Below are 22,740 nucleotides of genomic sequence, written 5' to 3'. Positions count from 1 at the left end.
TAATTAGTTGAATCTTAAGCGTACATAAACATGTTTAATGCCTTTTTTATCAGATTCTCTTTCATCGATTTCGAGAAAATCAGTTAAAGATTTCAGCATTGGCGTAAGTTTGGAATAACCATAATTTCGTGGGTCAAATTCTGGTTTTTTCTTTACAATCAAATTTCCAACGTCGCCTAAAAATGCCCATCCATCATCATCTTCAAGATCTTCAATTGTAGTTTCTATCAATTCAATAGTTTGTTTGTCAACTTTGTGAAGTGCTTTTTCAGTTGGTTTTTCGACAGGTTTTTTGGTGTCGGAAGGAGCAGTTTTTGGTTTTTTCTTTTGAATCGCTCCATCCAAAACCTCAATATAAATAAATCGGTCACAGGCAACAATGAACGAACTTGGGGTTTTCTTTTCTCCAATACCAATAACTTTCATTCCAGATTCCCTCAAACGGATTGCTAGTCTTGTAAAGTCGCTGTCGCTCGAAACAATGCAGAATCCGTCTAATTTTCCAGAATACAGCAAATCCATTGCATCAATAATTAAAGCAGAATCTGAAGAATTTTTTCCAACCGTATAACTATATTGTTGGATAGGGGTAATGGCATGTTCTAAAAGCACGCCTTTCCAGCCATTGGCATTTGGTTTTGTCCAATCTGCATAAATGCGTTTGGTTGTGGGAGTTCCAAACTTTGCAATTTCCTCCATCATACCTTTTACATTACTGTAGGGAACATTATCGGCGTCTATAAGAACGGCTAGTTTTAAATCTTTTGAAGTGCTTAAAGCCATTTTTCCAATATTTGAAAATTAAGTATTCTCAAAGTTAAAATTAAAATTTGTTTTTATGTGATTTTATTGGCGAATTAGTGTTTTTGGAATATTAAATAGTTTGGTTATAAATAAGTTTTTCTGAGATGAAATTAAAAGAGGAGTCACAATGTTTTCATAATTAACAACTGCAATCTTCCTACAACATGTTAAAAAGAATATTAGTAAAATAATAGAGCTATAAAGCGTCTCATTTTCATTGTAATATCTTTTTGTTTGTAATGTGTTTTTGTTTTTGCCAAGGTTTTCTTTAAGATTTATAATAAATCAGTAATTTGCCTTTTTTTAAGATAAAAATTTTGTTTTTGAAATAAGTATTTGTCTAATGTATAAAGGTTTGACTTAAATTATTAGGTTTAATCTTATTAAATGTAATGGTAAGAATTATTTTCAATAAAAATAATTGAGGTTCTTCATTTTAAATTAATAATGATTATTTTTGCTCGCTGATTAAGTTAAAATTATTACTACACTATATTATGGTAAAAGATTTATTCGAGAGAATTCAGGACAATAAAGGACCTTTAGGAAAATGGGCTTCTCAGGCAGAAGGCTACTATGTTTTCCCAAAGTTAGAGGGTGAGCTGGGTCCTAGAATGACATTTCACGGAAAGAATATTCTAAACTGGAGTTTAAATGATTATTTAGGTTTAGCTAATCATCCAGAAGTTCGTAAAGCAGATACAGATGCTGCAATCCAGTTTGGTGCAGCTTATCCAATGGGAGCTCGTATGATGTCTGGACACACAACGTATCACGAACAATTAGAAAATGAGTTGGCAGAATTCGTAATGAAAGAGTCAGCTTATTTATTAAATTTTGGTTACCAAGGAATGGTTTCTATCATCGATGCTTTGGTAACAAAAAATGACATCATTGTATATGATGTTGATTCACATGCTTGTATCATTGACGGTGTTCGTTTACACATGGGTAAACGTTTTACTTACAAACACAATGATCTTGAAAGTATGGAGAAAAACCTGCAGCGTGCTACTAAAATGGCTGAAGAAACAGGCGGAGGTATTTTATTTATTACCGAAGGTGTTTTTGGAATGCGCGGACAGCAGGGGAAATTGAAAGAAATTGTTGCGATGAAGCAAAAATACAATTTCCGTTTATTAGTTGATGATGCACACGGTTTTGGTACACTTGGAAAAACAGGTGCCGGAGCAGGTGAGGAGCAAGGAGTTCAAGATGAGATCGATGTTTATTTCTCTACTTTTGCAAAATCAATGGCAAATATTGGTGCTTTCGTAGCAGCTGATAAAACGGTAATTGACTACTTAAAATACAACTTGCGTTCACAAATGTTTGCAAAAGCATTGCCAATGATCCAGACAATTGGTTCTTTGAAGCGTTTAGAATTATTGCGCAATTCATCTGCAATTAAAGACAAACTTTGGGAAAACGTAAATGCATTGCAAAACGGTCTTAAAGAAAAGGGATTCAATATTGGAGATACAAACACTTGTATTACTCCAGTTTATTTAGAAGGAAGTATTCCTGAAGCAATGGTAATGGTAAACGATTTAAGAGAAAACTACGGTATTTTCCTTTCAATTGTGGTTTATCCAGTTATTCCAAAAGGAATTATTTTATTAAGAATGATCCCGACAGCTTCTCATACTCTTGAAGATATTGAAGAAACTTTAACTGCTTTTGAAGCAATCCGCGAGAAATTAGTTAACGGAACTTATAAAGAAATTGCTGAACGTACAACTGTTGACGTTTCGTAATTTATTATAAAAATAGATTCCCGAATGTGGGAATTATGTAAAAAAATCCATTTGTTCTACGAATGGATTTTTTTTTATTTGGACTAACTTTATATTATAATCAACAAAATAAAAATAACGAATTATGAAAAAAGTAATAGCAATAATGGCTTTAGTTACGATAGTTCTTGTTTCGTGCAAAAAAGCAACAGAAACAGAACCTGTTCAAATTGAGCCAAAAGCACCAAAAGAAGCTGAAATTGTAGAACCAGCAGGAGATCAATGTTATGCATCAAGATCAAATGGATATATTGTAGCGATCAGTTATAATGTCAATTCGCATCAAGAAGTTAATGGAAAATTAAGCTATAATTTGACAGGAAAAGATAAAAACGAAGGAACTTTAGTGGGGAATATGAAAGGCGATACATTAATTGGCGATTATACATTCTTGTCTGAAGGCGTTTCATCTGTCAGAGAAGTTGCTTTTCTGCAAAAAGATGGAACTTTGATCGAAGGATATGGCGATGTGGTTTCGACAAATAACAGGGTCACTTTTAAAGATAGATCAAAATTAAAATTTGACGCAAAAAACACATTGAGCAAAGTTGACTGCAAAGTAGAATAAAAGTAGAATAAATATAGTTTATAAATTGAAAAATCCATTCGTTTGGGGGCGAATGGATTTTTTTATAAGAAACTGAACACTAAAAACTGCAAACTGAAGACTTTTTACAAGTTCTTCAGATACGTTTTTCTTTGACAGTGAATAGTTGGATCAAAGTTTTTCCATAATAAATGGATTGCATTATTTTCTAAAAGTTCAGGAGTTCTAATGCAGTTTCGGATTCCCTTTTCAGTGAAAGTTTTGTAATATTCATCAAAAATCAAAGCTGTAACGCCTTTATTTTGATACTCAGGACGAATACCGATTAGATAAAAAACAACGTCTTTGCTGTGTTTTTTAGCCTTCAATAACTGCAAAAAGCCAAACGGAAACAATTTGCCTTTTATTTTCTGCAAAGCCTCTGTAAAACTCGGCATAACGATACTAAAAGCGACTAAATTATCATCTTTATCAACCACAAATTTGATGTATTCAGGATTGATGAAACTAATGTATTTCTTTTTAAAATATTCTTTCTGAACATCTGAAATGGCAACAAATGAAGCCAGTTTTTCATAAGATTCATTGAACAAATCAAACATTTTGTCTACATGAGGCATAATGTCTTTTGTTTTGGTAAAATTCAGCGTTCTTAGTTCATAACGTTTTTTGATCAACTCTTGCGCCTTCTGAAAAAACTCCGGTTTTACATTAGAGAAAGGGAAAATACTTTCGATATATTGTTTTTCAACCTGAAAACCAAGCTGTTCAAAATGACCAACATAATATGCATGATTGTACCAAGTAATCATGGTTCCAACTTGGTCAAACCCTTCTGTAAGAACTCCCACTTTATCTAAGTTTGAAAATCCCATAGGGCCTTCAGCGTGCTCTAAATTATGTTTTCGGCCTAATTCATATACCTTTTCAAGCAATGCTTTGGTAACTTCAATATCATCAATTACATCAAACCAGCCAAAACGCACTTTTCTTTTATGCTGATTATTAACTTCAGACCAGTTGATGATTGCAGTAATACGTCCAACAGCTTTATTATCTTTATAAGCAATATAGAAATAAGCCTCAGCATTATCAAAAGCAGGGTTTTTTGTCTTGTCAAAAGATTCCAATTCATCAGCAATAATTGGCGGAACCCAATATGGATTATCCTTATAAAGTGAGAATGGGAATTTTATATATTCAGTTAATTCTTTTTTGGTTTTGGCTTCTTTAATTGTAATCATTAAGATGGTATTATGAGATTCTCTCTTTTAGAAGAGCGTTGTTATAAATTTACTCGTATTTAGATTTTCGTTTTCTTTCTTTTTCCTGATAATCAACTTCTTTTTTATTGTCTGAGTTTTTATCTGCTTTTTCTTTGTTTTTAACTTCAGTCAACTTCGATTGATACCATCCGTCATAGCGCCATGAAACCCCAATTCCGCCGTATAATATTGAAGGCGTGTTTTTGAAATTTGTGCTTATCGACGCATCAACCTGCATATTTCTTGAAAGCAAGTAAGCGGCACCGCCACGAACAATTGCATCACTATAAAAATCGCTTTTATATCCTTGATTTTCTACAAAACCTGACCATTTATCGTTAAATCCGTGGGTCAAAGTTAAAATATATCCGTAGCTCGGATAGTCAGTTCCAATATAATCGGCAATAATATTCGTTACAAAAACCCATTTTCCGCCTCCAAATAAGTTTTGCGTAACCAACGCTACTTTTGGAGAAATGGCACTTTGCGGCGAAAAATAATAAGGATTGTCTGCCCCAACAAAATTTGCTCCTGCAAATATAGACACTGCAGGAATTAATTCGTGCCAATTAAAAGCATGATTTGCTTTGTAGCTGTAAATATTGTTTTCTCTTTTGTAATTTTTATAAGGATCGTAAATTAAATATTTAGCTCCCAAGACTGTTTGTCTGAAATCGTTTTTTTTGTAGCTGGTATACGGAGTATCAAAGTTTTCCATTTGATACTGTACATCAAGAACAAACTCTAATTGTTCAAGAAAAGCACCATATCGAAGCGTAAAATCGGTTCCGAAACCGCTGGCATCATAATCTAATAAATCGTGTTTTTCTTTGATTCCGTAAAAGCCTAATTCGGCTTGAATTACTGTTTTTCCAACTGCGTAGGCAGACATAGTTTCGCCGGGGCGGTTTGAATTTATGACATCAGTGTATTGTCCGAAAAAGAAATGGGGCACAAAAAAAAGAGCTGTAATAAATAATTTTTTAATTTTTAACATAAATGTATTTTTGGATTAAAAAGTTATAACGCATTTCAAATGTACTATATTTTATTATTTATTTAAGATTGATATTTTAATTTTAAACTGCGGATTTACTAATTTTGGCAAAAATTATATAGTTATGCAAGAAGCATCTTTTTCAAACTTGTTTAAAACGATAATGTGGATCATTGCGTTTTATTATATTTTTAAATTTTTAGCTCGAATCTTTTTGCCAGTGTTGGTAAAGAAAGCAGTTGAAAAAGCAGGCGAAAATTTTCAAAGACAACAGCAATATAGCCAGGACAATTCATGGCAGAAAACTCAAACTAGAAATAATGATGAAATAATCATTAATACTGCCAATGCTAAAAATCCGCGTGAGACCAAAAAAGTTGGTGATTATGTTGATTACGAAGAAATAGATTAAGTTTGTATCCTGATTAATTAGGATTCATCATTTAACCAAACCTGCCAAAATTGAAAATAGTAAATAAGTTCATTCCGCACGCCCTTGTAGTATTGGGCTTTATTCTTGTATCATTAATTTATTTTTATCCGGTACTTCAGGGAAAACAAATTTTCCAGTCAGATATTGCACAGTACACCGGAATGGCTAAGGAGCAAAATGACTTCAGAGCAGCCGAACATACGGAGCCATATTGGACAAATTCTGCTTTTGGCGGAATGCCGACGTATCAGTTAGGTGCCAATTATCCAAATGATTTTGTTGGAAAAATTGATGATGTTTTGCGCTTTTTGCCAAGACCAGCCGATTACTTATTTCTATATTTCTTAGGTTTTTATGGTTTGTTGTTAGTTTTAAAAACAGATCCACTAAAAGCTTTTATAGGCGCAATTGCGTTTGGATTTTCTACTTATTTAGTTATTATTCTTGGCGTTGGACACAATGCAAAAGCGCATGCTATTGCTTATATGCCGTTGGTTATTGCCGGATTTATACTTGTTTTTCAGAAAAAATATGTCTGGGGAGGTTTGCTCACCATGTTTGCGGTTGCATTAGAAATTAATGCGAACCATTTTCAGATGACGTATTATCTCTTAATTTTCTTATTGATTCTTTCAGGTTATTTTGCCTTTAATTTTATAAAAGATAAAGAATATAAACCGCTTTTAATTTCGATTGGAACACTTGCCGTAGCAGGGATTTTTGCTATTGGTGCTAATGCTGGAAATTTATTAGCGACAAGCGAATATGCTAAATTCAGTACAAGAAGCAACAGCGAATTGACTTTTAATCCAGACGGAACTAAAAAAACAAATGAAAATGCATTAAGCCGTGATTATATTACGGAATACAGTTACGGAATTGCAGAAAGCTTCAACTTGATTGCCCCAAGACTTTTTGGAGGTTCAAATCATGAAAATGTTGGAACAGACAGTCGTATGTATTCATTTATGATTGAACATGGTGTTCCTAGTGATCAAGCAGCAGATTTTGTATCAGGAATGCCTGCTTATTGGGGAGATCAGCCTATAGTTGCTGCACCAGCATACATAGGAGCTGTGGTTTTCTTTTTAGCAGTTTTAGCTTTGTTTATCGACGATCGAAAAATAAAATATGTGTTCTTAACGGGGGCTTTATTTTCATTGGTACTTTCATGGGGTAAAAACTTCTCTTTATTGACAGATTTCTTTATTGATTATGTTCCAATGTATGATAAGTTTAGAGCAGTTTCTTCTATTCAGGTTATTCTGGAATTATGTATGCCAGTTCTTGCCGTAATGGGAATCCAATCGTTTTTTAAAGCAAAAGATGAACCAAAAATAAAGCAGAAAGCACTTGTTCAGACGGGAGTTTTTGGTTTAGGAATCATTTTGATTTTAGCGATTGCAAAAGGTTTCTTCCATTTTTCAGGAAGCAATGACAACTATTTCATGGAAACTTATGGACCAGATTTCGTTGATGCTTTAAAAGAAGATAGAATGTCGTTGTATTTTGCAGATTTGCTTCGTACAGGATTTTTTATTGTAGTGACTTTTGGAGTTTTATGGCTGTTTATTAAAAATAAATTTTCTCAAACTACAGCATTAGTTATTGTTGCAGTTTTAATGATTTTTGATTTGTTTTTTGTGGATAAAAAGTATGTTTCGGCAAAAGATTTCGTTAGTCCGGTTCAGATTGCTGCTCCGTTTCAAGAAACACCTGCTGACGCTAAAATTTTAGAGGACACAACGCATTATCGAGTTTTTGAGGTAAGCGGAAACATGTCAAGTGCCCGCGCTTCCTATTTTCATAATTCAATTGGAGGTTATCATGCTGCAAAACCTCGTAGAATGCAGCAATTATTCGATTACCAAATTGCCAAAAATAATCTGGAAGTGCTTAATATGCTTAATGTTAAGTATGTAATTCAGACCGATAAAGAAGGAAAAGAGATTCCGACCATAAATCCAGAAGCAAACGGAAATGCGTGGTTTGTAAGCACTGTAAAATTAGTGAACAAACCAGACGACGTGATGAAAGCTCTAGATCATATTGATACTAAAGAAGTAGCTGTTTTCAACGTTCATGAATACGAAAAGAAGTTCCAAAACGCGCGCATGAAAAAACCTTGGGATACAACAGGAACTATTAAAGTTGTTGAATATAAACCAAATTATATTAAATATCATTCTGAAAGCAAAAATGACGGTTTAGCTGTCTTTTCTGAAATGTATTATAAAAATGGGTGGAATGCTTATGTTGATGGCAAGCTGACAGACCATTTCCCTGTTGATTATGTTTTAAGAGCAATGGAAGTTCCAGGTGGAAAACATACAATTGAATTTAAATTTGAGCCACAGGTTATTAAAACTGGAGGAACAATTACTTTAATAAGTTCAATTGGAATGTTGTTGCTTTTAGCTGGTGGTATTTATTTTGAGGAATTCTTCCGCAAAGATTCACAAAGTAATCACGGAGATGCTCAAAAGTAATTTAAAATCTTCGCGAAACTTAGTGATTACTTTGTGAATCTCTGTGAAACTGAATAGATCCTAAATGGAACAAAAAAAGCTCTTAATTATTACCTATTACTTTCCACCAGCAGGAGGACCGGGAGTACAGCGCTGGCTGAAATTTGTAAAATATCTGCCAGATTTTGGTATTCAGCCAATTGTTTATGTTCCAGAAAATCCAACGTATCCAATTGTTGATGAAGGTTTAGTAAGTGAAATATCAGATAAAGCCATTGTTCTTAAAAATAAAATTTGGGAACCGTATCAATTGGCTTCTGTATTTTCAAAGAATAAAACCAAGAAAATCAGTTCCGGAATTTTTCCGCATAAAAAAAAGCAGACATTTTTAGATAAAACTTTCCTTTGGATTCGTGGCAATCTTTTTATTCCAGATGCACGTGTTTTTTGGGTGAAGCCTTCTGTTGCTTATCTTGAAAAATATATCAAGGAAAATAATATTGATACCATTGTAACTTCGGGACCGCCACATAGTCTGCATTTAATTGGATTAGAATTAAAAGAAAAATTAAATGTAAAATGGTTTGCTGATTTCCGTGATCCTTGGACAACTATTGGCTATCACAAAGCATTGCGATTGTCTTCTTACGCTGAAAAAAAACATAAAAATCTTGAGCATAAAGTGCTTAATAGTGCTGATACTATTATAGTTACAAGTAAGACTACAAGAACTGAATTTCAGGCGATTACTAATAAGCCAATTTCGGTAATTACAAATGGTTATGATATTGAAAAGGTTGAAAAACAGCCTTTAGATACAAAATTCACACTTGCTCATATCGGCTCATTTTTATCAGATAGAAATCCTAGATTTTTGTGGGAATGTCTGGTTGAACTTCTTCATGAAATTCCAGATTTTAAATCTCATTTAGAAATTAAGCTAATTGGCGCCGTAAGTCAGGAAGTTTTAGATGCAATTGATGAATTGAAACTAAAAGATTATTTGAATCTTTTAGGATATGTGTCGCACAATGAGGCGATTGCGCATCAAAAAAAGTCTCAGGTTTTGCTCTTGATTGAAATTAATTCTGAAGATACAAAAAGCATTATCCCTGGAAAATTATTCGAATATATGGTTTCAAACCGCCCAATTATAGCAATTGGACCTCAAGGTTCTGATTTCGCCGACATTATAACCGAAACGAATACAGGTGTATTTTTCGATTATTCTGAAAAAGCGAAGTTAAAAAGTGTAATTTTGGACTTTTATAATCAATTTTTAGAAGGGAAATTACAATCTAATGGTGTTGGCTTACAGCAATATTCACGAAAAAATCTTACCAAACAATTAGCACAATTGATTAGCGAATAGTCTAATTTTGCAAAAAATCTAAAATCTAAATTCAGAAATCCAAAAATGGGTATTGTCTTAAATCAATCTTTCAAAAACACAATTATTACCTATATAGGTTTCGCAATTGGAGCTATTAATACACTTTATCTGTATCCTGTTTTTCTTGGTGCAACTTATTATGCTTTAACAAATTATATTACTTCTGCGGCAAATGTTATTATGCCTTTGTTTGCAATTGGAATGCAAAATACTTTGGTGAAATTCTATTCACAATATAAGACAGAAGAAGAGCGCGAGCAATTTTTATCATTCACGGCGCTTTTTCCCATATTAATGTGTATTCCGCTAGGGATAATAGGGCTTTTCTTTTTTGATGATATTACCGCTTTTGTTTCAAAAGAAAATCCTGTAGTAAAAGAGTTTATGCTTTTAATTCCGTTTATTGGGATCTGCATGGCTTATTTTGAAATTTTCTATGCTTGGGCGAGAGTGCACATGCATTCTGTTTTTGGAAATTTTATTAAAGAAGTTGGTTTGCGATTGCTTTCGACAATTGCTTTGATAGGCTTGTATTTTAAATGGATTTCGTTAGTTGAATTTGTATATGTAACGGCAGGAATCTACTTTTTTGCATTTTTAATTACCATGTTTTATGCGTTTTACATCAAAAAACCAAATTTCCAGATTACAATCCCAGAGAATGTAAAAGCAGTAATGGAATATACATTTTACATTATTTTGTCTGGAAGCGTTGCCAATTTGCTTTTAGACGGCGATAAACTGATGCTGAACCAATACATGAAAATTGAGAATATTGCTTATTACTCTGTTGCAACCTATATTGCTTTGGTAATTTCAGTTCCGAGCCGAGCGATGCATCAAATTGTGTATCCAATTACAGCAAAATTGATGCATGAAAACAAACATGATGAACTGAATACGCTTTATAAAAAGACATCTATCAATTTACAGATGGTTGGAGGATTTGTAATGCTTTGTATTTTCGTAAATATCAGTCAACTTTATGAATTGGTTCCAAAGGAATACAGTGGCGGAATCGCGGTTGTATTTATGATCGGATTATCAAAATATTTCGACTTGATTTTAGGGAACAATAATGCCATTATTTTTAATACTAAATACTACCGAATGGTTCTATATTTAGGATTAATGTTGGTTGTTTTGACCATTATTCTGAACATGATTTTCATCCCAATTTTTGGAATTTTTGGTTCTGCATTTGCAACATTGCTTTCTATTACTTTATACAGTTTGGCAAAACTTCTTTTTGTGGTCAAAAAGCTTCATTTATATCCTTTCACAAAAGAAACAATCTATTCGGCATTATTGACATTTGCCTTGTTTTTAGTGTTTTATTTCTGGGAATTTCCGTTTTTCCAATTGATCAGTATTGCTTTGAAATCTGTGTTGGTAACGATTTTGTATGTTTATCTGAACTATAAATTTAAAATCTCTCCAGATATTAATAAAGTGATCGATAATTTAATGAGAAAAGTGGGAATCAAAATTTAATACGATTTCTTTTAGAAAACAAAAAGTAATTTAAATTTCAATCAATTTTGTTTTTATATTTGTTAGAAAGGATAACCAATTTATTTCTAGCGGATTATGAAAAATAAATTTAATTGTTTTTTAGCGTTTACTATTCTTTTATTTTCTCCATTTTTATTTGCCCAAAAAGACAAGCTGCAGACTGCAAAAACTGCTGTTTTGATATCAAAGCCAAAAGGATATGCGGTTGCTCCTTTTAAAGACACACTTTTTTATGTTTATAATAAAGTAGGATCTTTTTCTGCAGAAAATAGAGCCAAAGCAATAACAGAGAAAATTAAATCCCTCTATGAAAATGAAGTTTTTGATGCAGATTCGCTAAAAATTGTTCCTTCAGATATCAGCTATGACATTGTTTATAAAAATGATTTGATATTGATGGCAGTTTTAAATGCCGATGCGGTTTCAGAAAACAAACCTGCTAAAGAAATTGCCACACGTAATTTTAATGAGATAAAAAAAGCCGTTATTTATCAAAATGAAAATTTTTCGCAGCTGCCAAAAAGATTAGGTTATACCGCATTGCTGATTTTAATAATTGGTTTGGTTTTATACCTTGTTTCCAAAGTTTTTAATTGGATAAAACTCTACATTTTAAGAAACAGCGATCGCTATTTTAAAGGAATAAAATACAGCAACATTGATATAATCGCTGCCAATAAGCAACAGTTTCTGTTGATGAAACTGTTTGGAATAATAAAAATAATTGCATTAATATTTATCGTTTATCTTTCACTTCCTGTTTTATTCAGTATTTTTCCGGCTACAGAAGTTTATACAACAACATTGCTGCGTTGGATATTAACGCCTGCAAAATTGGCTGTTATGGGGTTTGTTGGTTTTCTGCCAAGCCTAGTTACAATTATAGTCATCATTATTATTTTCAGATACAGCACCAAAGTAATTAAATTCTTTTTTGAAGAAATTAAGAACGAAAAAATCAAAATTGATGGCTTTTACAGCGATTGGGCAATGCCGACATTCAATATTATTCGGTTTTTGATGTTTGCCTTTATGCTCGTAATCATTTTTCCGTATTTGCCTGGATCAGATTCCGATATTTTTAAAGGAGTTTCTGTATTTGTAGGTATTTTGTTTTCATTAGGTTCTTCAAATGCAATTGCTAATATGGTTGCCGGATTAGTAATAACCTATATGCGGCCTTTCAGGATTGGAGATTTTATAAAAATTGGTGATGTGAGCGGAGAAGTAATTGAGAAAACAGCTTTGGTTACCCGAATCAGAACGCCGAAATTTGAAGACATTACAATCCCAAATGCGACGGTTTTATCCAGTACTTCGACGAATTATTCGGCGAACACAAAAGATTCAACAAACGGTTTGCTTATTCATACCACAGTAACAATTGGTTATGATGTACCTTGGAAAGATATTCACAAAGCTTTAATAGATGCGGCTTTAAAAACCGAATTGGCAGAACAAACACCTCCGCCATTTGTTCTTCAAACTAGTTTGGACGATTTTTATGTTTCGTATCAAATTAACGTTTATACTAAAGAGCCAACAAAGCAACCTAGAATTTATTCTTCGTTGCATCAAAATATTCAAGATTCTTTTAATGCCGCCGGCATCGAAATTATGTCACCGCATTATAATTCGCTTCGTGACGGAAATGCTACCACAATTCCGGCCAATTACTTGGATCCAGATTATGAAGCGCCATCATTTGAAGTGAAAAATAAGAGTTAAGGCATTGATATTAAGTTGTTAACTTTAAAATTTTAACACTTTTTTCCTTTGCAATTAATTTTATTAAAAGTAACTTTAGCTAAGAAATCAGCAAGGTTTGGCTTACAATGATAAAAAATATCATTCAATAAGCAATAAAAGCTGTTTTTGTTATGTTTTATTGAGATTGAAAATGCTTTTCAGAAGTTGAAAAGTGTTAAGGAGTTGTAGTAGTATTTAGATTAATCTTTTAATTAATGATTATGAAAGGCAATCCACTTAGTCAAGAACAAAGCTTGCAAGTGTTTTCAAATATGATCTCAAACAAAGTTCATAATGGATTTACACTAGAAGAAAGAAATGATGAATTACTTTTTGCAGTACTTTCAAAAGGCGGAAAAGTAGTGAATCATGGTTTGAATTTTATTATTTTTTGCTTGACACTCGGATTGTGGTCGTTTGCATGGCTTTACCTCACATTAGAGGCATCAAAGCAGAAAAAAATATTAGTTGCCATCGATGAAGATGGTGTTCCCTTTGAAGAGAAATGTTTAGTAGCTTAATTTATGCTTTAGGCTTTAAGCCGTAAGCTATAAGCAAAATCAAACCTAAAAACAAACAAAAAAACAGCTATTTATAGCTGTTTTTTTATTTTATTCCTAAAAGTAAAAGTCTAAAGCGTATTACCTAAAGCCTAAAGCTTTACTTAAAGTTTGTCTTTCAAATAAATCCCAGTTACAGATTCCTTTACTTTTACAATATCTTCAGGTGTTCCGGCTGCTAATAAATGACCTCCGTTTTCACCACCTTCTGGGCCAAGATCAATAATCCAATCGGCGCATTTAATTAAATCAAGATTGTGTTCAATTACAATTATCGAATGACCTTTTTCGATCAAAGCATCAAATGAAGCCAATAATTTTTTAATATCATGAAAATGCAGACCAGTTGTTGGTTCGTCGAAAACGAAGAGTGCTTTATCTTTTGTTGCTCCTTTAACTAAAAATGAAGCCAATTTAATACGCTGCGCCTCACCACCAGAAAGAGTAGAAGACGATTGTCCTAATTGTACATATCCTAATCCAACATCTTGCAAAGGCTGCAGTTTTTGAGTAATTTTAGATTGTTTGTTTTTTTCAAAAAAAGCAATCGCATCATCAATTGTCATGGTTAAAATATCATTGATGTTTTGATTGTCAAAAGTAACTTCTAAAATTTCCTTTTTGAAACGTTTTCCGCCACAAGTTTCGCATGGCAGAGAAACATCGGCCATGAAAACCATTTCGATGTTTATCGAACCTTCACCTTTACAGGTTTCGCATCGGCCGCCATCAACGTTAAATGAAAAATGTTTGGCTTGATAACCTCTTATTTTCGAAAGTTTTTCTTTTGCATATAAATCTCGGATATCATCATATGCTTTGATATACGTTACAGGATTTGATCTTGAACTTCTTCCAATCGGATTTTGATCGACATATTCAATATGTTTGATTTGAGAAAAAGAGCCTTTGATTTCACTGAATTGCCCCGCTTTTTCGGCTGCATTTTCCAGTTTTTTCTGCATGGCAGGAAATAAAATCTTTTTAATCAAAGTACTTTTTCCACTTCCTGAAACTCCTGTTACAACGGTTAAAACATCAAGCGGAAAAGTAACGTCAATATTTTTTAAGTTGTTTTCTCTCGCGCCAATAATATCAATATGATTTTTGAATTTTCGTCTTCTTTTTGGAACCGAAATCTCTAAATCGCCATTCAAATATTTGGCTGTAAGCGAATCTGATTTTAAGATTTCTTCATAAGTACCCTGAGCGACTAAATTTCCGCCAAAAGTTCCTGCTTCGGGACCAATATCAATAATCATATCGGCAGCTTTCATGATATCTTCGTCGTGCTCCACCACAATAACCGTGTTTCCTAAATCGCGGAGAGAAAGCAAAACCTTGATAAGACGTTCAGAATCTTTAGGATGCAAGCCAATACTCGGCTCATCTAAAATATACATTGAACCAACCAAACTACTTCCTAATGAAGTCGCAAGATTAATACGCTGCGATTCTCCTCCAGAAAGAGTTGAAGAATTTCTATTTAATGTAAGATAATCTAAGCCAACTTCAGTCAAAAAAGACAGACGATTATTGATTTCAACCATTAATCGTTTTGCAATTTGCGCTTCATAAACATTTAATTCAATGTTTTTGAAAAAAGTAACCAAATGTCTAATAGGCAAATCGACTAATTCTGAAACTGTTTTGCCGTTAATTTTCACATAAGAAGCTTCTTCGCGTAAACGTTTTCCACGACAAGCGTGGCATTTTGTTTTTCCGCGGTAGCGCGACAACATTACGCGGTTTTGTATTTTATAATTTTTCTCTTCTAATTCTCTGAAAAAATCATTTAATCCCTGAAAATATTGATTTCCTTTCCAAAGCAAATCTTTTTGCTCTTCAGATAATTGAAAATACGGCTTGTGAATAGGAAAATCAAATTTATAAGCGTGTTTTACCAATTCATCCTTGTACCAGCTCATGCTTTCGCCTCGCCACGGATAAATGGCACTTTCAAAAACAGACAAAGAAGTATTTGGAACCACTAAATCGGCATCGATGCCAATAATATTTCCGTAACCCTCACAAACTGGGCAAGCGCCGTACGGATTATTAAAACTGAATAAATGAACATTTGGTTCTAGAAAAGTAATTCCGTCAAGTTCAAAATTATTAGAATATGAAAATCGTTTTTCAGTCCCTAATTCCTGCAGAAAACAAATTCCTTTTCCTTCAAAAAAAGCAGTTTGCACAGCATCGGCAAGGCGATTGTAGAATTCTTCTTCCTCTTTAACAACAATACGGTCAATAATTAAGAGAATATCTTTATTATCAAGCGAATGAAGATCAGAAGCTGTAAAATCATCCAGACGCACCATTTCGTTATCAACTAATATACGTGCAAAACCTTGTTGTAAAAGCACTTTTAGTTTGTCTTCTAGTTGTCGTCCTTCTTCTAAATGAATCGGAGCCAATAAAAGCCATTTGCTGTCAAGTTCCAATGTTTTTACATCGGAAATAACATCGCTTACCGTATTTTTTTTAACCTCTTGCCCAGAAATTGGAGAAAAAGTACGGCCAATTCGGGCATATAAAAGTTTGATGTAATCGTAAATTTCGGTAGAAGTACCAACCGTCGAACGGGCATTTGTAGTATTGACTTTTTGCTCAATTGCAATTGCCGGTGCAATACCTTTAATGTACTCTACTTTTGGTTTGTCAAGACGCCCCAAAAACTGACGCGCATATGATGATAAACTTTCTACATAACGACGCTGTCCTTCGGCATATAAAGTATCAAACGCTAAACTGGATTTGCCTGATCCTGAAAGCCCTGTAATGACAACAAGTTTGTTTCGCGGAATCGCAACACTTACATTTTTTAAATTATGTACTTGTGCTCCTTTAATGATGATATTTTGCTTTGGGTCGAGTGTAGAAAGATCAATTTGCATAAAAAAAGTCAATTTTTACAAAAGTAATCAATTTTGAATTGAGTTTAGTTAAGGTGATTGTTCCAAATTTTAACTAATTCAGTAAAGTGCATTTTGTTTTAGGATTGGAGTTTTTTTATTAAAAACTTGTTGTTTCTATATAAAATAAGCTATTTTAGAACTGTTTTTACAATAAATTAATACCCCGATAGATTTGAAAACAAAACTTTCTGCCCTTTTTCTCTTGTTGTCTTTTTTCTTGTTTGCACAGGAATTTCCGCCAATTGTCAAATATTCATCCTCTGTATATGGTGCTGGAAATCAGAGTTGGATGATTTCGCAGGATGATCAGAACTATTTGTATTTTGCTAATAATGACGGACTTTTAGAATACAACGGAACAAATTGGCAGTTGTATCGTGCGCCAAATGAGACTATTCTGCGCTCGGTAAAAGTAATTGGAAACAAAATTTATACAGGAACGTATATGAATTTTGGCTACTGGACCAGAAAAACAGACGGCAGATTGCAGTATACGTCACTCAGCGATCAAATTAAAAGCAAGATTCTCGACGATGAGCAATTTTGGAATATATTGAAATATGATCAATGGGTTTTGTTTCAGTCGCTTAACCGAATTTATATTTACGATACCAAGACCAAACAATTTAAAATTATTGCTCCAAAAAACGGCGTTGTAAAATCCTTTGCTCCAAAAAACGCGATTTATTTTCAAACGCTGAAAGAAGGGCTTTTTGAAATTGAAAGCGGGAAAGCAAAATTAGTTTCAGATGATCCTATTTTGAAGAAGTTTACCATCGCTAATATTTTTACTACAGATGAAGGTTTATTGATTCAGACACAACTTGACGGAATGTATAGATTGGTCAAAAATTCCCTGACACGTTTTGTGACCGATGTTGATTCAGAATTGAAATCGAGCTTTGTTTACAGTAGTCAGCGACTTCAAAATGGAAATTTCGCCTTAGGAACAGTTTCAAACGGGATTTTTGTTTTATCGGATTCTGGAAAATTAAAATACCATCTTTCGCAAAGCAAAGGATTAAGCAATAACACGGCTTTATCGCTTTTTGAAGATAAAGATCAGAATTTATGGGCTGGACTTGATAACGGTATAAACTGCATCAATATGCAGTCTCCTGTACATAGTTTTACTGATGATTCAGGAGTTTTGGGAACAGTTTACGCTTCGGCAGTTTATAAAGGATTTTTATACATCGGAACAAATCAAGGACTCTTTTGCAGACCGCTTGAAAGCAATAGCGATTTTAAATTTATAAACGGAACAAAAGGTCAAGTTTGGTCGCTTTTTGTTTATGAGGATACGCTTTTCTGCGGACATGATTCTGGGACTTTTGTCGTGGCAAATGATTCGGCCAAAAGTATTTTTTCGGCATCAGGAAGTTGGAAGTTTGAGCCGGTTCCAAATAATAAAAATATATTGCTTCAAGGAAATTATTACGGAATTTCAGTTTTAGAAAAAGTCAATAATCAATGGGTATTTCGAAACAAAATCAAAGGATTCGATTATTCCTCCCGATATTTTGAAATCACAAATAATCTAGATGTTTATGTAAGCCATGAATACAAAGGAATTTTTAGACTAAAATTAGATAATACATTTTCTAAAACTGCTATTTTTTACACCTATAAATCACCGCAGAAAGGAATACGCGCCAGTTTGACAAAGTTCAATAATTCGATTTATTATGCATACAAAGGCGGAATATTCAAACTAAATGCTGCAACAAAACAATTTGAAAAAGACACAGTTTTAAGTGCAATTTTTGAAAATGATGAATACACATCGGGGAAACTGATTGTGGACAATTCGAATAAAATTTGGCTCTTTTCTAAAAATTATATTCATTATTTCTCCGCCAGCAAATTGAGTAATCAATTGAAGGAAAATGTAATCCCGATTCCGGCTTCGTTGACAAATTCAATGCTTGGGTATGAAAATATCACTCAAATTTCTAAATCAGCGTATCTAATAGGAACCACAGATGGTTATTATACGTTGAATATTGATGATCTAAGTTTTAAAAATTACACGGTATTTATCTCAGATATTACAATTAACAAACAAAACGAAACATTGAAAAATGTTGCTATTCAAGAAGAAGGAAGTTTTGCATCCAATGAAAATAATATCACTTTAAACTACACTGTTCCTGAGTATAATAAATATATTAATACAGAATATCAGTATTTGCTGGAAGGTTTTCAGAATGAATGGAGCGAATGGAGCACAAAAGCCAATGTGAATTTCAAAAATCTTTCGCCAGGAAAATATACTTTTAAAGTCAGAGCAAAATATGCTAATGTGATTCTGGAAAATACCGCCGTTTACACGTTTACAATTTCAAAACCTTGGTATTTGACCAATCTTGCCGTTTTTATTTATTTTCTGTTGATGCTTGCCTTGGCGTATTTTATCAATAAAGCGTATCGAAATTATTATCAAAAACAAAAAGAGAAACTTATTGAGGAGAATAATCTTTTGCTCGAAATAAAAGAACTAGAAAACGAACAGCAATTGATGAAACTGAGAAACGAACAGCTCTCTCAAGATGTTGACAACAAAAGCAGAGAATTGGCAGTTTCGACGATGAGTTTAAATAGTAAAAATGAATTGCTGGCTTTCATTAAGGAAGATTTGAAGAAAACAGCTTCGGGAGAAGGAGACAGCAAAAACATCAAATCGGTTATCAGTACCATTAATAAAAATATTACCGAAGAAGATTCTTGGAATGTTTTTAAAGAAGCCTTCGATAATGCCGATAAAGATTTCCTAAAAAGAATCAAACAGCTTCATCCTTTATTGACTCCAAATGATCTTCGTTTGTGTGCATATTTGCGTTTGAATCTTTCGTCGAAAGAAATTGCGCCGCTGTTCAATATTTCAGTGCGAAGTGTAGAGATAAAAAGATACCGTTTGCGTAAAAAAATGGATTTGCAGCACGAAATCGGTTTAGTAGAATATATTCTGGCTGTATAGTAGCTCAAAAAAGCAGTCAAAAAAACTATACATTACCACAACATTTTGTCTTTGTTAAGATTTTGTAATGCAAATGTTAAAGAAATTAACATTCGTAAATATTAGTCATTTCAATATTTTTTTTGCGAAATATTAAAATTAGTAACATTTTTTTTGAGATGTATGTTTTTTGTTGAGGTTGAATTTATGGAATTCCTAATCGGAACAAATAAATTTATCTTTCAATAAAAACTAACTAATTATGAAATCGAAATTATTACTAATTGTACTATCGTTATGTACATCATTTGCCTTTGCGCAATCCTATGATGTAAGCGGTACGGTAGTAGATGGGTCGGGATTATCATTGCCTGGCGTAAATGTAAAAGTTAAAAGTTCGTCACAGAGTACAACCACAGACTTTGACGGATCTTTTAAGTTAACCGGAGTTCCAAAAGGAGCTTCACTTGTGTTTAGTTATATTGGTTACAGAACGCAGGAAATTGCAGTTTCTGGAACCAAGATGAACGTTAAGATGATCGATGATGCAAAATCACTAGAAGAGGTAGTGGTTATTGGTTACGGTACTCAAAAGAAACGAGAAATTACGGGAGCCGTTTCTGTCGTTGACAGCAAAACGCTGGATATCTTGAAACCGGCGAGAATTGAACAGGCGTTGCAAGGAACTGTTTCGGGTGTAAACGTGACCACGCAGTCTGGAGCTCCAGGCGCACCTTTGGATATTCGTATTCGTGGTGTTGCGACAAACGGACAAAATGCACCAACTGCTATTATTGACGGATATGTTGGAGATTTTGGTCTTTTAAATCCAAATGACATTGAAACCATTACCGTTTTAAAAGATGCTCAAGCTGCGATTTACGGAACAATTGGTGCCAACGGAATTATTTTGGTGACAACCAAAATGGGTAAAAAGAACTCTAAAACTAAAGTTTCGTTCAACAGTTACGCAGGATTTCAGGAAACTTCTAGAAAACTACCAACTTTAAACGCTACAGAATATGCTCTTTTATTGAATGAAAGCTACGCAAATGGCGGAAAACCAATTCCGTATCCAAATGTAAGCGGACTAGGAAAAGGAACAAACTGGCAAGATGAAGTTTTCCAGAAAGGTGCTCCTATTATTAATAACGACTTGACTATTTCTGGAGGTTCAGAGAATATTACGTATTCGATCAGTGGCTCGCATTTAGATCAAGAGGGAATCGTTGGCGGTGATAAATCGGGTTATTTAAGAAATACGGCAAGAATTGGTTTAGGTGCCGATTTAAGCAGTAAAATCAAACTTAAGACAAATGTTATTTACACGTATTTTAATAGAAAAACATTAAACGAAAACGGACTTGGATCGGTGTTGTTTAATGCTTTGAATGTTCCAGCGACTTTAAGTCCGTATAATGCTGACGGAAGTTTTACGCTAGTGCCAAATACTACAGGATTAGGAAACGAAATCATTAATCCGCTGGCGCAAATTGCTAATACACATAATAGTTATAATTACAAAAAAATAAACGGAAACTTCGGATTGGATTATAAAATCTTCAAAGGATTTACGCTTTCAAGTTCAATAGGTTTTAATACTTCAAACAGCGAATCAAAAACGTTTGCACAGCAAATAAGCTACGGCGGAAAAGTTTTTGATGTTCAAAGAAGTTCTGTTACTCAAGGTGCTGTAAATGATAATAATTATTCATTTGACCTTTTTGGTACTTATACCACAAAAATTGCCGACGCACATAACATTACAGGAACTGTTGGTACAACAATCTTTAAAGAATGGGGCAACGGACTTACAGCGACTGGTTACGATGTTCCAAATAACTCTTGGGAATTTGCAGATATTTCTTTAACCAAAGGAATTTCAGAAACACTTACAAACAGTTCTTATAATTATGATCAGCGAAGATTGTCTTATTTTGCAAGACTTCAATACGATTATAAAGAGAAATATTTAGTCTCTGGAATGATTCGCCGTGATGCTTCGACAAAATTTGGACCAGGAAATAAAGTAGGATATTTTCCTTCAGTTACAGGAGGTTGGATTATTTCGAAAGAAGATTTCTTTGGAGAATCAAAAGCAATCAGTTTCTTGAAGTTGAGAGCTAGTTATGGAACGTTAGGAAATGACCAAATTCCGAATTATGGTTATTTAGGACTTTTGAACGGTGAAGCAACGTATGTTTTTGATGGCGCAATCGTAAACGGAAGCGCTACAGGACAGGTTCCAAATCCTAATTTAAAATGGGAAGAAGCTAAAAAATTCGATGTCGGTCTGGATATGAAGATCTTGAATGATAAATTGTACATCGTAGCAGATTATTTTAGTGATATCAGAAAAGATTTATTAGTGCCAAATATTCCAGTTTCAGGAATAAACGGAACGGGAGCTCCAGGGGCAAGTGCTCCAACTTTAAATGCAGGATCGGTGAAGAATTCAGGTTTTGAATTTGCTATTGATTACAAAGAAAAATTCTCAGATTCATTTAATATGAGTCTTGGCTACAATGTTACTTTCCTTAAAAATGTTGTCCAGGAAGTAAACAACGGAACAGGATTTATTGAAGGTGGCGCATTTGGTGTGGGTCAGCCAGCACCATCGCGCATGGAAATTGGAAAACCGATGGGTTATTTCTACGGATATAAAACAGATGGAGTTTTCCAAAATCAGGCAGAAATAGATGCACATCCGTCACAAATTGCTTTGGGTGCAAATGCAGTTCCGGGCGACCTTCGTTTTGTTGATGTAAATGGAGACGGAAAAATCGATACCAATGATAAAACCAATATTGGTGATCCAATTCCGGCGGCTACAATGGGTTTCAATATCCAAATGAATTACAAAAATGTTGATTTTGCTATGTACACTTTTGCTTCGGTAGGAAATGACATGGTTCGTAATTACGAAAGAACACTTTCTGATGCAAATCGTATCAATTATGTTTTAGACCGATGGACAGGCGAAGGGTCAACAAATTCAACACCTAGAGTTACAACGGGCGCAACGGCAAACAATGTTTTTTCTGATTATTTTGTAGAAGATGCGTCTTATGTACGAATCCAAAATATTCAATTAGGATATTCTCTTAGTCCAAATGTGGCTCAAAAAGCAGGACTTACAAAGTTAAGACTTTATTTAGGGGTAAATAATTTATACACATTTACAAAGTATAAAGGTTTTGATCCGGGCGCTTCATTTGGCCCAGGAAATCGTGACAATGTTTCGCAGTCGCCTATTGGTGCGGGAATCGATTATGGTTTTTATCCAATTCCAAGAACTTACTTAATGGGACTTAACCTTAATTTTTAATTTCA

General features: G+C 33.6%; 14 protein-coding genes. 10 read left to right on the top strand and 4 right to left on the bottom strand.

The genetic code is table 11. The annotated features are described in order from the left end of the window. Nucleotides 1-3: 3 nt before the first annotated feature. Nucleotides 4-783: an NYN domain-containing protein gene (locus tag FND99_RS07095; protein ID WP_144337275.1), complete on the bottom strand. Its 780-nt coding sequence runs from the start codon at nucleotides 781-783 to the stop codon at nucleotides 4-6. A 518-nt stretch (nucleotides 784-1,301) separates the two neighbouring features. Between FND99_RS07095 and FND99_RS07090 the strand changes: the two genes are divergently transcribed. Both FND99_RS07090 and FND99_RS07085 read left to right on the top strand, forming a co-directional pair. Further along, nucleotides 1,302-2,561, top strand: a complete 1,260-nt coding sequence (locus tag FND99_RS07090; protein WP_144337274.1) for an aminotransferase class I/II-fold pyridoxal phosphate-dependent enzyme — start codon at nucleotides 1,302-1,304, stop codon at nucleotides 2,559-2,561. A gap of 124 nt (nucleotides 2,562-2,685) precedes the next feature. Next, complete coding sequence (locus FND99_RS07085; RefSeq protein WP_144337273.1) at nucleotides 2,686-3,168, top strand: hypothetical protein; 483 nt, start codon at nucleotides 2,686-2,688, stop codon at nucleotides 3,166-3,168. Between the two features lie 104 nt (nucleotides 3,169-3,272). Here FND99_RS07085 and FND99_RS07080 read toward each other — a convergent pair whose 3' ends face one another. Then, entirely contained in the window at nucleotides 3,273-4,391 is a 1,119-nt protein-coding gene (locus FND99_RS07080; protein WP_144337272.1) for a GTP cyclohydrolase, read from the bottom strand. Between the two features lie 49 nt (nucleotides 4,392-4,440). Beyond that, nucleotides 4,441-5,409 carry a transporter gene (locus FND99_RS07075; RefSeq protein ID WP_144337271.1) on the bottom strand — a complete coding sequence of 323 codons (969 nt, stop codon included), beginning with the start codon at nucleotides 5,407-5,409 and terminating at the stop codon, nucleotides 4,441-4,443. Nucleotides 5,410-5,533: 124 nt separating this feature from the next. Here FND99_RS07075 and FND99_RS07070 point away from each other — a divergent pair, with 124 nt between their 5' ends. From FND99_RS07070 to FND99_RS07045, 6 genes are all read left to right on the top strand, one after another. Next, nucleotides 5,534-5,821: a DUF4834 family protein gene (locus tag FND99_RS07070; RefSeq protein ID WP_144337270.1), complete on the top strand. Its 288-nt coding sequence runs from the start codon at nucleotides 5,534-5,536 to the stop codon at nucleotides 5,819-5,821. A gap of 50 nt (nucleotides 5,822-5,871) precedes the next feature. Next, nucleotides 5,872-8,331: a YfhO family protein gene (locus FND99_RS07065; protein WP_144337269.1), complete on the top strand. Its 2,460-nt coding sequence runs from the start codon at nucleotides 5,872-5,874 to the stop codon at nucleotides 8,329-8,331. 64 nt (nucleotides 8,332-8,395) lie between these two features. Further along, the gene (locus tag FND99_RS07060) at nucleotides 8,396-9,682 is read left to right on the top strand and encodes a glycosyltransferase family 4 protein (protein WP_144337268.1); all 1,287 of its coding nucleotides are present in this window, start codon (nucleotides 8,396-8,398) and stop codon (nucleotides 9,680-9,682) included. Nucleotides 9,683-9,727: 45 nt separating this feature from the next. After that, a complete protein-coding gene (locus FND99_RS07055) occupies nucleotides 9,728-11,197 on the top strand; it encodes an oligosaccharide flippase family protein (protein WP_144337267.1) in 1,470 nt (489 codons plus the stop codon). Nucleotides 11,198-11,293: 96 nt separating this feature from the next. Further along, nucleotides 11,294-12,946 (top strand): mechanosensitive ion channel family protein, encoded by a 1,653-nt coding sequence (locus FND99_RS07050; protein ID WP_144337266.1) that lies wholly within the window; start codon nucleotides 11,294-11,296, stop codon nucleotides 12,944-12,946. A 242-nt stretch (nucleotides 12,947-13,188) separates the two neighbouring features. Beyond that, nucleotides 13,189-13,488: a hypothetical protein gene (locus FND99_RS07045; RefSeq protein WP_144337265.1), complete on the top strand. Its 300-nt coding sequence runs from the start codon at nucleotides 13,189-13,191 to the stop codon at nucleotides 13,486-13,488. Nucleotides 13,489-13,631: 143 nt separating this feature from the next. Here FND99_RS07045 and uvrA read toward each other — a convergent pair whose 3' ends face one another. Next, nucleotides 13,632-16,427, bottom strand: a complete 2,796-nt coding sequence (gene uvrA, locus FND99_RS07040) for an excinuclease ABC subunit UvrA (protein WP_144337264.1) — start codon at nucleotides 16,425-16,427, stop codon at nucleotides 13,632-13,634. A 193-nt stretch (nucleotides 16,428-16,620) separates the two neighbouring features. On the opposite strand from uvrA, the gene FND99_RS07035 reads away from it, so the two are divergent. Beyond that, entirely contained in the window at nucleotides 16,621-19,428 is a 2,808-nt protein-coding gene (locus FND99_RS07035) for a triple tyrosine motif-containing protein (RefSeq protein WP_281282463.1), read from the top strand. 241 nt (nucleotides 19,429-19,669) lie between these two features. After that, on the top strand, nucleotides 19,670-22,735 hold the full coding sequence (locus FND99_RS07030; RefSeq protein WP_144337263.1) for a SusC/RagA family TonB-linked outer membrane protein: 3,066 nt from the start codon (nucleotides 19,670-19,672) through the stop codon (nucleotides 22,733-22,735). The last annotated feature ends 5 nt before the right edge of the window (nucleotides 22,736-22,740 follow it).

The sequence above is a fragment of the Flavobacterium daemonense genome (genome assembly GCF_007341385.1).
Classification (GTDB): Bacteria; Bacteroidota; Bacteroidia; order Flavobacteriales; family Flavobacteriaceae; genus Flavobacterium; species Flavobacterium daemonense.
The sequence above is the reverse complement of the archived record's forward strand: the minus strand, read 5'-3'. Positions and strand labels throughout refer to the sequence as shown.

Excerpts from the sequence above, each read along its gene's own strand:
- FND99_RS07095 (WP_144337275.1), bottom strand. The coding sequence starts at position 783 with ATGGCTTTAAGCACTTCAAAAGATTTAAAACTAGCCGTTCTTATAGAC.
- FND99_RS07090 (WP_144337274.1), top strand. The coding sequence starts at position 1,302 with ATGGTAAAAGATTTATTCGAGAGAATTCAGGACAATAAAGGACCTTTA.
- FND99_RS07085 (WP_144337273.1), top strand. The coding sequence starts at position 2,686 with ATGAAAAAAGTAATAGCAATAATGGCTTTAGTTACGATAGTTCTTGTT.
- FND99_RS07080 (WP_144337272.1), bottom strand. The coding sequence starts at position 4,391 with ATGATTACAATTAAAGAAGCCAAAACCAAAAAAGAATTAACTGAATAT.
- FND99_RS07075 (WP_144337271.1), bottom strand. The coding sequence starts at position 5,409 with ATGTTAAAAATTAAAAAATTATTTATTACAGCTCTTTTTTTTGTGCCC.
- FND99_RS07070 (WP_144337270.1), top strand. The coding sequence starts at position 5,534 with ATGCAAGAAGCATCTTTTTCAAACTTGTTTAAAACGATAATGTGGATC.
- FND99_RS07060 (WP_144337268.1), top strand. The coding sequence starts at position 8,396 with ATGGAACAAAAAAAGCTCTTAATTATTACCTATTACTTTCCACCAGCA.
- FND99_RS07055 (WP_144337267.1), top strand. The coding sequence starts at position 9,728 with ATGGGTATTGTCTTAAATCAATCTTTCAAAAACACAATTATTACCTAT.
- FND99_RS07050 (WP_144337266.1), top strand. The coding sequence starts at position 11,294 with ATGAAAAATAAATTTAATTGTTTTTTAGCGTTTACTATTCTTTTATTT.
- FND99_RS07045 (WP_144337265.1), top strand. The coding sequence starts at position 13,189 with ATGAAAGGCAATCCACTTAGTCAAGAACAAAGCTTGCAAGTGTTTTCA.
- uvrA (WP_144337264.1), bottom strand. The coding sequence starts at position 16,427 with ATGCAAATTGATCTTTCTACACTCGACCCAAAGCAAAATATCATCATT.
- FND99_RS07030 (WP_144337263.1), top strand. The coding sequence starts at position 19,670 with ATGAAATCGAAATTATTACTAATTGTACTATCGTTATGTACATCATTT.